This window comes from Kitasatospora sp. NPDC018058, assembly GCF_044327205.1.
Lineage (GTDB): Bacteria > Actinomycetota > Actinomycetes > Streptomycetales > Streptomycetaceae > Kitasatospora.
On record NZ_JBIRFA010000010.1, the window covers coordinates 259,774 to 272,946 of the forward strand.

The following is a 13,173-nucleotide window of genomic DNA, read 5'->3' on the forward strand; positions in this document are numbered from 1 at the left end:
TCGATGCGTCCCTCCTGGCGCGACCTGCCCGTCCGCACCGCCCTGCCCGCCCTGCACGACGCGCTGGAGGAGCACGGCACCGCCGTCCTCGCCGCCCCGCCCGGCACCGGCAAGACCACGCTGGTGCCGCTCGCCCTGGCCGGGCTGCTCGATTCCGGACCGGTACGGCGGGTCCTGGTCGCCGAACCGCGCCGGCTCGCCGTACGGGCCGCCGCCCGGCGGATGGCCTGGCTGCTCGGGGAGACCGTCGGCGGCCGGGTCGGCTACACCGTGCGCGGCGAGCGTCGTGTCGGCCCGGAGACCGTCGTCGAGGTGGTCACCACCGGCGTGCTGCTGCAACGACTGCAGCGCGACCAGGAGTTGCCCGGGGTCGACGTGGTCGTCCTGGACGAGTGCCACGAACGGCACCTGGACGCCGACACGGCCCTCGCCTTCCTGCTGGACGTGCGCGCCGCGCTGCGGCCCGAACTGCGCCTGGTCTGCGCCTCGGCCACCTCCGACACCGCGGCCTGGGCCGAACTCCTCGGCGGCGCCCCGGTGGTGGAGGCGCACGGGGTCTCCCATCCGGTGGACGTGGTCTGGGCGGCGCCCCCGCGCGCCGTCCGGCCCGCCCACGGCACCCGGGTCGACCCGGCGCTGCTCGACCACGTCGCCGCGACGGTCCGCCGGGCGCTCGCCGAGCGGGACGGGGACGTGCTCTGCTTCCTGCCCGGCGTCGGCGAGATCGCCCGGGTCGCCGGACAGTTGGCGGGAGTGGCCGCCGAGGTCCTGCAACTCCACGGCCGCGCCCCGCAGGACGTCCAGGACGCCGCGCTCACCCCGGCCGACCGGCGCCGGGTGGTCCTGGCCACCGCCGTCGCCGAGTCCTCGCTCACCGTGCCCGGCGTCCGGATCGTGGTGGACGCCGGACTCGCCCGCGAACCGCGCACCGACCACGCGCGTGGCCTGGCCGGGCTCGTCACCGTCCGGGCCTCGCTCGCCGCCGCCCGCCAGCGCGCGGGGCGGGCGGGGCGGGAGGCCCCCGGCACCGTGTACCGCTGCTGGCACGAGGCCGAGGACGCCCGCGCCGCCCGCTTCCCCACCCCCGAGATCGCCCTCGCCGACCTCACCTCGTTCGCTCTCCAGGCCGCCTGCTGGGGCGACCCGGACGCCACCGGCCTCGCTCTGCCCGACGCCCCGCCCGCGGGGGCGATGGCCGCGGCCCGGCAGACCCTCCAGGCCCTCGGCGCGGTGGACGCGGACGGCCGGGCGACTCCGCGCGGTGCGCGCCTCGCCCGCACCGGGCTGCACCCCCGGCTCGCCCGCGCCCTGGTCGACGGCGCGGCGACGGTCGGTGCGCGGCGAGCGGCCGAGGTGGTCGCGCTGCTCTCCGAGGAGCCGCCGCGTGCGCTCGGCGACGACCTCGGCGCGGTCTGGCGACTGGTCCGTTCCGCCAGCGATCCCTATGCCTCGCGCTGGCGCGAAGAGGTCCGCCGCCTGCTACGCGCCACCTCCGACGAACCCGCCACCGCCCTGCCCGACGCGACCGCCGCCGGACTCGTCGTCGCCCTCGCCTTCCCCGAACGGATCGCCCGCGCCCGGGTCGACAAGCCCGCCCCCGGCGAGCGCAGCCCGTACCTGATGGCCTCCGGCACCGCCGCCGAACTCGCCCCCGGCACCACCCTGGGCGCGCTGCCCTGGCTCGCCGTCGCGGTCGCCGACCGGCCGGCGGGCTCACACTCCGCCCGCGTCCTGCACGCCGCCGCGCTCGACGAGGACATCGCCCGCCAGGCCGGCGCCCCCCTCCTCACTGCGCGCGAGGAGGTGCACTGGGACGCCCGGCGAGGTGAAGTCGTCTCCCGGCAGGTGGAATCCCTCGGCGCGATCGAACTCGCAGAGAAGCCACTCAACCGCGCCGCCCCCCTGCTCGTCCGGGCCGCACTCCTCGAAGGCCTCACCCGCGAAGGCGTTTCCGCGCTACTCACCTGGCCCTCCCCCGGCCTGCGCGAGCGCCTCGCCTTCCTCCACACCGCCCTCGGCGACCCGTGGCCGGACGTCTCCGACGCCGCGTTGTTGGCGCGTGCCGAAGAATGGCTGGAGCCCGAACTCTCCCGCGCCCGCCGCCGATCCGACCTCGCGCGGATCGACACCACAGCGGCCCTGCAGCGTCTGCTCCCCTGGGCCACCGGCGAGGCCGGCCGACTGGACGAACTCGCCCCCGAACGGATCACCGTCCCCAGTGGCTCGAAGATACGAGTCGACTACAGCACCGAACGCCCGGTGCTGGCAGTCAAGTTGCAGGAACTCTTCGGCTGGGCAGCTGCCCCGGCGCTGGCCGGCGGCCGCGTCCCCCTCACCGTCCACCTGCTCTCCCCCGCCGGCCGCCCCGCCGCCGTCACCGGCGACCTGGCGTCGTTCTGGCGCGAGGGCTACCGCGCCGTCCGCGCCGATCTCAGAGGCCGCTACCCCCGCCACCCCTGGCCCGAGGACCCGACAACGGCGGAACCCACCCGCCGCGCCAACGCCCGTAAGTGACGCCCTGGTAGTGCTTTGTCACGCGTTGCGTGGCGTCTGACCGGCGGTCCTTGTCGAAACCAGGCGGCCGACCACCGTCGCTGCCGCGCCGGACCCGGTTGGCGGCATGCTCGGTACTGACTGCTGAATGCGGAGGACCCGCGGGCCGGCCGCAACCGGCCCCCACGCGGGGCCGGGTCAGTGCGTGAGGTGTTGCCCGCCGAGGAGCCGAAGGCCCTGTTCCAGTGCGCTGCGCTGAGTGTCGCTCAGGTCCGCCATCAGTTCGTCGTCCAGGCTCCGGGCGGCGTCAGCACAACGCGAGAGCAGGGCGCGGCCTTCGGGGGTGAGGTTGAGGACCTGCCGGCGGCGGTCCTGTGGGTCTCGGATGCGCTCCAGGGCGCCGAGCTCCTGGAGCTGGTCGGCGAGGGCGACGACCAGGCTCGGGGCGACGCCGAGTCGCCTGGCCAGGTCCTGCTGGGACGCGGCCGGTCCCGCGTCGAGTGCGGCCAACAGGCCGGCGTGCTTGGGCTTGAGGCCCAGGGCCTCGACCCGCGCCGCGAACCGGTCGGCGGCCACGGCACCGAGCGTCCCCAGGTTGAAGACGATCGTGGCCCGCAGCTCCGCTGCTCCCTTGACATCACTCATGCACAGAATGATACCGTCCCATTATCGTTCACAGCTCGAATGATTCACGGGGGGATTCAATGGACTTCCTGCTCGTCGCCAACGCCGTGGCGGCGCTCATCAGTGCCGGTTCGAGTGTCGCGGGGGTGCTGCGCCCCGGTCTCGCGCTGCCGGCGGGGGAGCCGGTCAACGCCGGGACCGACCTCTACGCCCGCGCCTACGCGGTCCGGGCCGTCCCGCTCGGGCTGGCCACCGCACTACTCCTGCTGACCGGCGCGTCCCACGGTGCCGCGTGGCCGATGCTGCTGGTCGCGGGACTGGCCCAGGTCAGCGACTCCGCGATCGGCGCCCGGTACCGCAACCGCGGCATGGCTTTCGGCGCCGGCGCCTTCGCCGTCCTCCACCTCGCCTCAGCCGCCTGGATCGCCCGATGACCGCCGGGACGGTCCTCGCGGCCGCGAGCGCGACCCTCGCGTTCCTGCTGGAGATGTCCGTCTACGTCTCCGCGGGCTACTGGGGCTTCACCCGAACCGCCCGCCTGCCCCTGCGCCTCGCGCTGGCCACCGGCGCGGTGGCGCTCCTGATCGTGGTCTGGGGGCAGTTCGGCTCGCCGACCGCGACGCATCCGCTCCACGGCCCGGCCCGCGCGGTCCTGGAACTCGTCTGGTTCGGCGCGGGCGACCTGGCGCTGCTCGCCGCCGGGGGCCGCCGCGCCGCGCTCTGGTTCACCGCGGCCTGGGCACTGTCCACCGCCCTTCAGGCCGCCATGGCCTGAAGGACGGGAGGCCCTGGGCGGCGGGCGACAACCGGGATCACCGAACTGATCGAGACCATCGGCCGGATCGGCCACCGCTGCACCATCGAGCTCTACGACCCGGACAGCGGCGAACTCCTTGCCGAACACTAGGCGTTGGCAGCGGCCGTCTGGTCAGCTCCTCAGCTGCCTTGCGCCGGAAGGTCGCCCTTGCGGACGGCGGTCACAAAGGCTTCCCAGACGGAGGCCGGGAAGACGAGGGCCGGGCCGTACGGGTCCTTGGAGTCACGCACGGGGACGAGGCCGGGGAATCCGGGGGCCACCTCGATGCAGTCGCCGCCGTTCGTACCGCTGTAGCTGCTCTTGCGCCAGCTGGCCGCGTTGAGCTCGTTGCTCATCATCTCTGAACCCTTCCAGCGCCTCGGCGATCAGCGCGAGCGACTCGCCCGCCGTGAGCGCATCGCCACGCAGCCGATCAGTGACGCCCAAGCAGCTACCTATGCGGCACCGGCGGCAGCGGGCAAGTCGATCCGGACCTGTTCACCAGCGCCGGGATCGAGTTGCGGCTGTCCGCAGTGCCGGAGACGGCGGCGTGGATGGGCGCCCGGACTGACACCCGACTTGCCATCAACTGGTGAACGAACTACTGGCGGGACTCCTGCCTGCCGGATCAGTGCGACCCGAAGGCCGACGCCAACTCGCCCTTGACGAACTGGCGCTGGAGATTGAGGCGCTTCAGACGTTGCCGAACTCACCAGAGCGGACAGCGGTAACGAACGAATGCCAGGCGTCCGCCTGGAAGACGAGAGCCGGGCCCTGGGGGTCCTTGGAGTCACGCACGGGGACGACGCCTGGCATGCTGTTGGATACCTCGATGCACTGCCCACCGTTGCTGCTGTAGCTGGACTTGAACCAGTCGAGGGTCATAGTTGCCTCCGTAGCTCGCGGATCATCGCCACCGAGTCCGCCTGTGAAAGGGCATGCGTTTGTAGCTGATAGTAGGCCGCCAAATCGGCCGTCACCGAGCCGGCATCCCGCTCCAAACGCCCTTGGTGCGCGCTCTCGGCGTAGGAGATCAGCGATCGGTCCGGCAAGGTCAGAATGGACACCGGAAGGTCGAACGCCCTGTCCTCGCCGAGCAGGTACGGGGCAAGCTGGAGCCTTACGGTGGGCTCGCCGGCGAATTCGACGCGATGGTCGAGCTGAGCCGCCATCACAGCGCCCCCACCCACAATCCGACGAATGCAACTCTCATCCATGACCACGTGGACCAAGGGCGGCGATTCCCTCCTGCGTCCAGCCTCGCTGCTCGCGCGACGTGCGGAGGAATGCCCCGAACTCAGCCGCAGGAGAGGCCTGAGGGTCAAGTTCCCGCTTGTTCATGGCGATTCGCCCTACCAATCAAACGGCTTGGACAAGTTGAACAGATCTGAAGCCTAGAGGGCAGTGAGCACCCTGGGTAGTCGCAGCGCTACGTATATGAGTGACGCTGTGGATGGCGCGATTGCGCACTACCTCCGCGCTCCCCAATCCGCCCCCCTGAGGAACTTCGCCATGCTCAAAACCTGTTGCCGCCCCCGCACGTTCGCCGCGCGACTCGGCTCCCGCACGGACTCGACGCCGCTCGCGCGCCACCTCCTCCGCGCGTACCTCTCCGCCCTCCCCGCCGGCGACCGCTACTCCGACGTCGCCGAACTCCTCCTCGGCGAGCTCTTCGCCAACGCCGTCCAGCACTCCGAGGCGCCCGCCGACCGCCTCATCGAGATCCGCTTCGCTCTCATCGGCGACCGCCTGCGCCTCGAAGTCCACGACGCCAGCAGCGGCCGCCCCACCCTCCGCTCGCCCTCGCCCTCCGACGAGCACGGCCGTGGCCTCTTCCTGGTCAACGAGCTGGCCGAGCGCTGGGGTTGCTGCCCCCGATCCGGCGGAATCGGGAAGTTCGTCTGGGCCCTCATCGCCCCCCTCCCCGGTCGCCATCCTCACCGCCATCTGAACAGGACCCCCATGCGACTCGCCCTTACCGCCCGGCACCTGTTCGACACCGGCTCCACCCCCGCCGAGATGTACGCCAACCTCGCCCGCCGGACCCGCCAGCCCCTCCGCTCGGCCCGCGCCGTCTGCGCGGCCCTCGCGATCCCGGCCACCGAAGCCACCCGTCGCCTCAACGACTGCTACGACGCCCTGCTCGCCGACCCCCGCCCCCACTCCGAGGCCGACACCGGCGAACTCCTCGAAGCCCTCGGCGTGTTCGACGTCCCCAAGCAGCTCGACGCCCGCGACCAGACCATCGTCGACCCATGCAGTGCCGCGCATCACTCCCGGCCGGTGACGGGCCGGCTTCGCGGTCCCCGTGGTCAGGGTCGTGGAGGCGACCAGCTTGCGGATACCGTTGAGCGCGTCGGCCATCGGGCCGGTCCGGTGCGGCCAGACGGCGGCGAACGTCTCGTAGGTCACGCGTCCCATCAGCAGCGTGTCGGCCCCGCCGCCGCTACATCTCCACCGTCATCCAGCCCCAGGGACTCCAACTGCGCCGACTGCTCATCGCAGAAGCCAGCCGCTTCCCCGAAGTGGCCCGTGACTACTACCGGCGGGCGCCCGAGCGCACCATCAGCGCCCTTGCCGACTGCTTCCAGCACCTCGCCGGGCGAGGGCTGCTGCGGATCGACGATCCGCTACTCGCCGCCAGCCACTTCGCCTGGCTCATCCTGGCCATCCCAATGGACCACGCCATGTTCCACGGCTACGGCGGGACCCGGCCCGCCGCCGACCTCGAACGCCTCGCGGACGAAGGCGTCCGCGTATTCCTGGCCGCCTACCGCTGATGCCAGCCGCCAGGCCTGCGCGATGATCCATCCGTCGGCTCTCGCTTCGCATCCGCCGCCCCCGCACCCTCCCGGTGCCGCTGCGGGCTGACTCCCCGTACGCGCTTGAACGCCGCACTGAAAGCGAAGGGGGTGCTGTACCCGACCTTGCGGGCCACCGCCGCGACGGTGGCGTCCGGTTCGCGCAGAAGGTCGGCCGCCAGGGCCAGCCGCCAGCTGGTCAGGTAGGACATGGGTGGTTCGCCGACGAGTTCGGTGAAGCGGCGGCCGAGTGCCGCGCGGGAGACCCCGGTCTGCGCGGCGAGCGACGCCACCGTCCAGGGGTAGGCCGGGTTGTCGTGCAGGAGGTTCAGGGCCAGCCCGACAACCGGGTCGCTCCGGGCGGCGTACCAGCCGGGCGCGCCGACCTCCGGTCGGGAGAGCCAGGCCCGCAGTACCGCGATGAGCAGCAGGTCCAGGAGGCGGTCGAGGACGATCTCCTGGCCGGGCTGGTCGAGGACGACCTCCTCGGACAGCAGTGCGGGCAGCGAGCTGTGCCAGGCGTCCCTCGGCAGGTGCAGGACGTGCGGCAGGGCGGTCAGCAGGCGGCGGCTGACCTCGCCGCCCATCTGGTAGGTGCCGCTGATGAGTACGGCGGAGCCTTGGGGGTCGTGGCCCCAGGTGCGGACGCCGAGGTCCATCTCGTCGCACAGTTCGCCGTTCGGGCCGGTGGAGACCTGGCCGGGCTGGATGACGATGCGGGGCGCGGTGGCGGGGTCGTCGGCGACGGTGTACGGCTCCGGGCCGCGTACCACCGCGATGTCGCCGGGCCGTAGGCGCACGGCCGGTTCGGCGTCGGGCACCACCCATGCCCCACCGCTGACCAGGTACATCAGCGTCAACGGCGCGCGGTCGGCGATCCGCAGCGACCAGGGCGGGCTGAGGATCGAGCGCAGCAGGAAGGCGCCGCGGGCGCGAGGGCCGTCCAGCAGGGTCGCCAGTGGATCCATGCGCTCAGCCTAGGAGTGGACGATCGCGTATGGCGATGAGCTTTTCGCCGATGGTCCGGCACCGGGCCGTGCGGCTGTACTGACAGGCATGACACCGGATCCGCGAGCCACCGTCCCCCTTTACCCGCACACGCGCCACCAGGAAGGCCCACACACGAGGAACACGGACACGATCGCCACGGCGCGCACAGAGGACCACCCGCACCACCGGGCGCCTGGACTCCTGTCCCAGGGGCTTCAGGGGTGTCCACCGCAGTGGGGCACTCCCGCCGCCCGGAATCCGACAGCTCAACCGCGAAAAGCCTGGGGAGTATCCGTGAACGGTGACATCCGCGGCATCGTTCTGCTCGCCGCGACGGTCCTCACCGGTTTGATGGCCGGGATCTACTTCGCGTTCTCCGTCGCGGTGATGCCAGGGCTCGGGCAGTCGGACGACCGTACGTTCGTCGAGGCGATGCAGCGCATCAACGTGGCGATCCAGAACGGCTGGTTCGGCCTGGCCTTCGGCGGTGCGCTGGTGCTCGGCCTGGTCGCCGCGTTCCAGCATCGGCACGGTGAGGGCCGCCCCGCCCTTCCGTGGATCGTCGCCGGAGTCGTGCTCTATGTGATCTCTCTGCTGATCACGATGGGCCTTAGTGTGCCGCTCAACAATCAGTTGGCGGCGGCCGGCTCCCCGGGCAGTATCCACGATCTCGCCGCCGTTCGTGCGCGGTTCGAGGCGACGTGGGTGCACTGGAACGTTGCTCGCACCCTGGTGACCACCGCATCGCTGATCTGCCTCGTCTGGGCGATACGTGTCGCCCGCGGTGTGGGCCGGGCGTGAGTGGCGTAGGACCGGGGGCTACGGAGGCCTACCCCGGCCTCGGGACTGGTCTCCGCCTGCCGTCACGGCCTATGCGAGCCAAGCCGTGGGGCTGTTCTGCATCGCTGCCGACGCCGCGCACGGTCCCCAGGTCGCGTACGACGGACTCCCGCTGGTCGGGAGGAACCTGTCGGAGCTGGAGAGCGACGCCATCGCGTATGCCGAGGCAATGGACTTGCACTTTCGCTACACGCGAGAGTCTCCGCGTCAGTGCGGCGTGGGGGTGGCGAGCGACTGCCCCGGGCGCAGGATCGGGGTGCCGGTCTGGACCGGGCCGCAGACCATGACCTGGGCCTCCCCACGCGGGTAGCAGTCGCCCGAGCCGGGTTGCGGCTTGGTCGTGCACGCGGTGCAGGGAACGGGCGCGACGTCATGGGGATCCGATGCAGCCGGCGCAGGAGCCGCCGGGACCTTGGGCTTGCCCGCGGGGGTTCCCTGGGACTTGGGCGCCGGAGTGTCCGCGGACTTCGCGGCCGGCTTGCGGACGGCGGCCGGGGCGCTGCTCCCAGGCTCGTCCGCCACGGGTTCGGCGGACGCCGGGGCCGGTTCCGCCGTCGCGGACGGGCTCGGCGACGGCGGCGCCTCGGTCGGCGTCGCCGTCTCGGTCGGCGAGGGCTGCGCCGTCGGACTCACCGTCGCGCTCGGCGTGACCGCCCCGGCCGCGGCCGACCCGCCCCCGCCGCCGGACAGCGCCCACACCGACCCGCCCACCACCAGCAGCAGCGCCGCCAGCGCGGCGGCCGGTATCGCGAGCCGGGGCCGTAGGAACCTCCGCAGCCCCGCCGTGCTTTCGTCTGCCTCAGTCATCGCCGCTCCCCCTGATCCGCGCCGCGCCCGCTGCGCGTCCGACCGGCAGATCGTAGCGGCGAGCCCGGACACTCCATGATCAACCCCGCCCTCACCCACTGCCGCACCCGCGCCGCCCACGCAACCCGCCCGTGAGCGCAGGAAGTCGGCCCCACCGACTTCCTGCGCTCGCCCACCGACCTCGCCACCGTGAACCACCCACTTCTACAGGCACGTTGACGTCGGTGAGCCGACCTGGCTCACGAAGGTGGTTCGCAACCGGTTCGTTGCAGCCGACCGCCGATCAACGGCAGTCGTGCCGGCAGCGGAGGGCTCTGCTCAAGGGTTGGTCATGATTTCCGGCTCCTGGAGCCCCATTCCGCCACCGCAACCGACTGGTGTCTCAACGGGAGCATCTGACATATGGCGGTTCTCGCACCAGCACGTCGGCTTCTCAGCCGAATTGTCGCTGGCACCGCGGCCCTTGTGGCCGTCATCGGTCTGACGCAAGGAATCTCCGCCCAACCCGCCCATGCCGACCCCGACCGCCCGTGGACGATGGTCGACTGACATCACCAATCTGACGACAGACACCTGCAGCTGGTCCGCAGGTCAGGCGTACGACAGCATGCTCAACTCCGTCCGGGCCGTTGCGGGCCACGCTCTGGGCAACAACTTCCCCGACGGAGTCACCAGTACCCAGTCCGGCCGGTACATCGAGGTCCGACTGATCGACAACACCGGTGGAGTCCCCCAGAACCGGCTGTCGCTCCTCCTGCGGACGAACAACCTGTACCTGGACGGCTTCATCAACTCCCACGGCCGGTTCGTATTCCACGGCACCGACATCGGAACCCTCCGGAGCGCGCTGCGGACCCAGTACCCGACCAGCAGCCCTGTCACCTTCACCGAGCTTCCGTGGAGTGAGAACTACACCCAGTTCTCCACCGACAACTGGCGCAGGAACACCCCGTTCACCGCTCTTCGCTCGCACGTGGACAGGCTCGTCGCCATGGGGACGTCTCCCGGCCTCGGAACACCTCAGGCGGCCGCCATCGGACAGGCGCTCACACAGCTGGTCGCCGCGACGTCGGAGGCGGCCCGGTTCCAGTGGATCCAGCGCCGGATCGGGAACACGATCCGCAACGATGCTGGCCCTGGGCTCGGTTCCGCTGCCCTGACCCGAGCATCCTCGTACTCCAGATCAGCGCTCCGCCCGCCCGCCGGGTTGGCCCCCGGCGGGCGCACTCCCTGGATGACTGATGCCAAGGACTCGCCGGCATGCGTGACATGAAGGGAGAGAAGTCCACCGGACGCTACGGCAGCGGATCGGCATCGGGGTCGATGTCGATGGAAAGGACGATCTTGCCGCGGGTGCGCCCCGACTCGCTGGTGGCGTGGGCTTCGGCGGCGTGCTCCAGGGGATAGGTGCGGGCCAGGGACGCGCGCAGCAGGTCCTGGTCGACGAGGGTGGCCAGGTATCGCTGCCCATGGAATCCCCCTGGTGACCGACGCCGACGGGGACCGGGCCGCTCCCGATCGCCTCGCCATGGCGATCATCCTGGTCGCCGTGGGTATCGCTTGTGAATTATGTACCTGAAGGGTATTCAGGTAGCTCATGGATACCGACTCGCGCCGCAGCACCGCCGACCTACTCGCGACCTACCGCCGCAGCTGCCCCTCCCGCACAGTCGTCGAGGTCCTCGCCAACAAGTGGTCCCTGGACCAGGAGTACTGACATGAGATTCGACGACCACCGGGTGGTCATCGCCGCCGCCGGCCGCGACTTCGGGCGCACCTTGGCCATTCGTCTCGCAGACCTCGGTGCCGAGGTCTTCCTCTCCGCGCGCACCTTGGCTGCCGCGGAGCGGGTCCGGGACGAGATCCGCGACCGAGGGCACCAGCGCGTCCACGCCTTCGCCTGCGACCTGACGGACCCCGCCTCGATCCGCGGCTTCGCCGCCGGCGTCGGCCGGCACACCGACCACATCGACGTGCTGATCAACAACGGCTCCCGCTACCTCGAAGGCCCGGACCTCCGATCCGCCTCCGATGCCGATGTCATCGACACGATCGCCTCCGGCGCCACCGGCACCGTCCTGACCGTGAAGAACTTCCTCCCCCTCCTGCTCAACTCGGACAAGCCGGATGTGGTGACCATGGTCTCCGCCTGCGGAACCGCGGGGCATCACCGGTCAGACGCGCACGACGCCTTCTACGCGGCCAAGAGCGCCCAGGCAGGGTTCGTCGACATCCTCTCCAAGCGCCTGCGGCCCCAGGGAGTTCGGGTGATCTCCCTCTACCCGCCCGACTTCGACAACCCCGACCCTCTCGCCGAGGAGTGGGAGACCACACCGCGCGGGGCCGAGGATGCCCTCACCGCACAGTCCCTCGTCGACTGTGTCCTGTTCGCGGTCGGCCAGCCCCGCGACTGCTTCATCAAGGCCTTCCACTTCGAGCAGGTCTGAGGCGCGTACCCCACGGTCCCCGCCGGTCCCGCCGGGCCCACCGGCCTGAGCGGGCAGGCCAGTCAGCGCAGTCGGCCAGGCCGCGCCGGCAGGCCTCCAACGCCTGCCCCACCGTTCCCCGGTCGTCGCCGTCCGCCGGGTCGAGCAGCTCGCCGGCGGCGATCAGGGCCGTCCAGAACTCCGCGGGCCGTCCACGGCCGGCCCGCGGGCCGAAGCGTGTGAGCGACCGGAAGACCCGCGCCAACTCGCCCTTGACGAAGGCGCGCTGGAGGTTGTGGAAGTAACCGCCGCCGAGACCACCCTGGGCCCGCAGCGCCGCCCGCAGGTGCTCGGCGATCACCTCCTCCCGCGCGTCGAGGCGCTTCGGGACGTCGAACACCCCCATCTCCACCAGGACTTCGGCGTACAGGTCCTCCTCGCCCGGCCGGAACTCGGACGCCACCTGCGGCTCACCGCCCAACCGCTGCCGCAGCTCCGGTTCCTCGATCCCCAGCGCCGACCCGACCGCCAGCGCGGCGTCCACCCACTGCGGCGCCCGTACGGCGAGGTCGCCGCAGACCATCGCCGGCGACGACCCGGAGCGCAAGCGCTCCCTGGCCTCCTCCAACAAAGCCGAACCCCGATCCGTCGTCAGTGGGTGCGGGTGGGCGGCGTGGGGGTGCCGATGGACTGACCCGGGCGCAGGATCGGAGTGCCGGTCTGGACGGGGCTGCAGGTCAGGACCTTGCCCGCCGCGTCATGGATGCAGGTCGCATCCGGGTCCGGCCCCTGCCGCTTGGTCGGGCAGTCGCCGTCGGCGCACGCCATCGGCCGTTCGTTGTTCGGGGCGTCGCCGGAGGGGGCCTTGGGCTTCGCGGCCGCACCACCGCTCTGCGGCTTGCCGACGGGGGCGGGAGCGGAGGCCGCCGGGGCTGCCGGGGCCTTGGTGGCGGGCTTGCGGGTCGCGGTCGGGGCGTCGCTGCCGGGCTCCTCCGCCGCGGGCCCGGCGGGAGCGGGCTCGGAGGGCGCCGCGGTCGGCTCCGGCGTCGCGGACAGGCTCGACGCCGGGGTCTCAGTGGGCGTCGCACTCGGCGCCGCCGTCGGCGAGGGCTCTGCCGTCGGGCTCACCGGCGCACTCGGTGTGACCACCGCGGCGGGAGCCGGATCACCGCCCCCGCCGCCGCACGACGCCCACACCGACCCACCGGCCAGCACCAGCGCCGCCAACGCGGCCGCGCCCACCATCCGGGGCCGCGGGAGCCCCCGCCGCCCCGCCGTGCTCTCGTCCATCTCCGTCATCTCGCTCATTAGAGGACCATCCCTTCTGCAGCCCTCTTCGGTAGGGTTGTGACCTCTCGGTCCCGGTGGGTGCATGGCCAGTCGCGCGAGCCGTTCG

At 71.9% G+C, this 13,173-nt stretch carries 16 protein-coding genes and 1 pseudogene; 8 read left to right on the plus strand and 9 right to left on the minus strand.

Annotated features, from left to right (window positions below; genetic code table 11):
• Positions 1-3 precede the first annotated feature (3 nt).
• On the plus strand, positions 4-2,514 hold the full coding sequence (hrpB, locus tag ACH4E7_RS17135; protein WP_396249863.1) for an ATP-dependent helicase HrpB: 2,511 nt from the start codon (positions 4-6) through the stop codon (positions 2,512-2,514).
• Between the two features lie 177 nt (positions 2,515-2,691).
• Here hrpB and ACH4E7_RS17140 read toward each other — a convergent pair whose 3' ends face one another.
• The gene (locus ACH4E7_RS17140) at positions 2,692-3,138 is read right to left on the minus strand and encodes a MarR family winged helix-turn-helix transcriptional regulator (protein ID WP_396249864.1); all 447 of its coding nucleotides are present in this window, start codon (positions 3,136-3,138) and stop codon (positions 2,692-2,694) included.
• Positions 3,139-3,197: 59 nt separating this feature from the next.
• Here ACH4E7_RS17140 and ACH4E7_RS17145 point away from each other — a divergent pair, with 59 nt between their 5' ends.
• Positions 3,198-3,551, plus strand: coding sequence for a hypothetical protein (locus ACH4E7_RS17145; RefSeq protein ID WP_396249865.1), 354 nt, complete (start codon positions 3,198-3,200; stop codon positions 3,549-3,551).
• Positions 3,548-3,892, plus strand: a complete 345-nt coding sequence (locus ACH4E7_RS17150; protein ID WP_396249866.1) for a YrdB family protein — start codon at positions 3,548-3,550, stop codon at positions 3,890-3,892. The genes ACH4E7_RS17145 and ACH4E7_RS17150 overlap by 4 nt, the downstream gene beginning before the upstream one ends.
• 161 nt (positions 3,893-4,053) lie before the next feature.
• On the opposite strand, the gene ACH4E7_RS17155 is transcribed toward ACH4E7_RS17150, so the two are convergent.
• From ACH4E7_RS17155 to ACH4E7_RS17165, 3 genes are all read right to left on the minus strand, one after another.
• Complete coding sequence (locus tag ACH4E7_RS17155; protein ID WP_396249867.1) at positions 4,054-4,272, minus strand: DUF397 domain-containing protein; 219 nt, start codon at positions 4,270-4,272, stop codon at positions 4,054-4,056.
• 334 nt (positions 4,273-4,606) lie between these two features.
• The gene (locus tag ACH4E7_RS17160) at positions 4,607-4,798 is read right to left on the minus strand and encodes a DUF397 domain-containing protein (RefSeq protein ID WP_396249868.1); all 192 of its coding nucleotides are present in this window, start codon (positions 4,796-4,798) and stop codon (positions 4,607-4,609) included.
• Entirely contained in the window at positions 4,795-5,130 is a 336-nt protein-coding gene (locus ACH4E7_RS17165) for a Scr1 family TA system antitoxin-like transcriptional regulator (protein ID WP_396249886.1), read from the minus strand. The genes ACH4E7_RS17160 and ACH4E7_RS17165 overlap by 4 nt, the downstream gene beginning before the upstream one ends.
• A 295-nt stretch (positions 5,131-5,425) precedes the next feature.
• On the opposite strand from ACH4E7_RS17165, the pseudogene ACH4E7_RS17170 reads away from it, so the two are divergent.
• A pseudogene (locus tag ACH4E7_RS17170) lies at positions 5,426-5,713 on the plus strand (ATP-binding protein); the annotation flags it as partial.
• A gap of 698 nt (positions 5,714-6,411) precedes the next feature.
• Positions 6,412-6,693 carry a TetR/AcrR family transcriptional regulator C-terminal domain-containing protein gene (locus tag ACH4E7_RS17175; RefSeq protein ID WP_396249887.1) on the plus strand — a complete coding sequence of 94 codons (282 nt, stop codon included), beginning with the start codon at positions 6,412-6,414 and terminating at the stop codon, positions 6,691-6,693.
• Here the strand turns inward: ACH4E7_RS17175 and ACH4E7_RS17180 are convergent.
• Entirely contained in the window at positions 6,684-7,682 is a 999-nt protein-coding gene (locus ACH4E7_RS17180; RefSeq protein ID WP_396249869.1) for an AraC family transcriptional regulator, read from the minus strand. The two genes, ACH4E7_RS17175 and ACH4E7_RS17180, sit on opposite strands and share 10 nt — an antisense overlap.
• Positions 7,683-7,998: 316 nt before the next feature.
• Here ACH4E7_RS17180 and ACH4E7_RS17185 point away from each other — a divergent pair, with 316 nt between their 5' ends.
• The gene (locus ACH4E7_RS17185; protein ID WP_396249870.1) at positions 7,999-8,505 is read left to right on the plus strand and encodes a DUF1772 domain-containing protein; all 507 of its coding nucleotides are present in this window, start codon (positions 7,999-8,001) and stop codon (positions 8,503-8,505) included.
• 246 nt (positions 8,506-8,751) lie between these two features.
• Here ACH4E7_RS17185 and ACH4E7_RS17190 read toward each other — a convergent pair whose 3' ends face one another.
• Entirely contained in the window at positions 8,752-9,351 is a 600-nt protein-coding gene (locus ACH4E7_RS17190; RefSeq protein WP_396249871.1) for a hypothetical protein, read from the minus strand.
• A 607-nt stretch (positions 9,352-9,958) separates the two neighbouring features.
• Here ACH4E7_RS17190 and ACH4E7_RS17195 point away from each other — a divergent pair.
• On the plus strand, positions 9,959-10,624 hold the full coding sequence (locus ACH4E7_RS17195; protein ID WP_396249872.1) for a ribosome-inactivating family protein: 666 nt from the start codon (positions 9,959-9,961) through the stop codon (positions 10,622-10,624).
• 22 nt (positions 10,625-10,646) lie between these two features.
• Here the strand turns inward: ACH4E7_RS17195 and ACH4E7_RS17200 are convergent, their stop codons facing one another.
• On the minus strand, positions 10,647-10,808 hold the full coding sequence (locus ACH4E7_RS17200) for a zinc-binding dehydrogenase (protein ID WP_396249888.1): 162 nt from the start codon (positions 10,806-10,808) through the stop codon (positions 10,647-10,649).
• A 261-nt stretch (positions 10,809-11,069) separates the two neighbouring features.
• Between ACH4E7_RS17200 and ACH4E7_RS17205 the strand changes: the two genes are divergently transcribed.
• Complete coding sequence (locus tag ACH4E7_RS17205) at positions 11,070-11,798, plus strand: SDR family oxidoreductase (RefSeq protein ID WP_396249873.1); 729 nt, start codon at positions 11,070-11,072, stop codon at positions 11,796-11,798.
• On the opposite strand, the gene ACH4E7_RS17210 is transcribed toward ACH4E7_RS17205, so the two are convergent.
• Together ACH4E7_RS17210 and ACH4E7_RS17215 are read right to left on the minus strand one after the other, a co-directional pair.
• Complete coding sequence (locus ACH4E7_RS17210; RefSeq protein ID WP_396249874.1) at positions 11,770-12,384, minus strand: hypothetical protein; 615 nt, start codon at positions 12,382-12,384, stop codon at positions 11,770-11,772. The genes ACH4E7_RS17205 and ACH4E7_RS17210 overlap by 29 nt on opposite strands.
• A 44-nt stretch (positions 12,385-12,428) precedes the next feature.
• On the minus strand, positions 12,429-13,085 hold the full coding sequence (locus tag ACH4E7_RS17215; protein WP_396249875.1) for a hypothetical protein: 657 nt from the start codon (positions 13,083-13,085) through the stop codon (positions 12,429-12,431).
• Between the last annotated feature and the right edge of the window lie 88 nt (positions 13,086-13,173).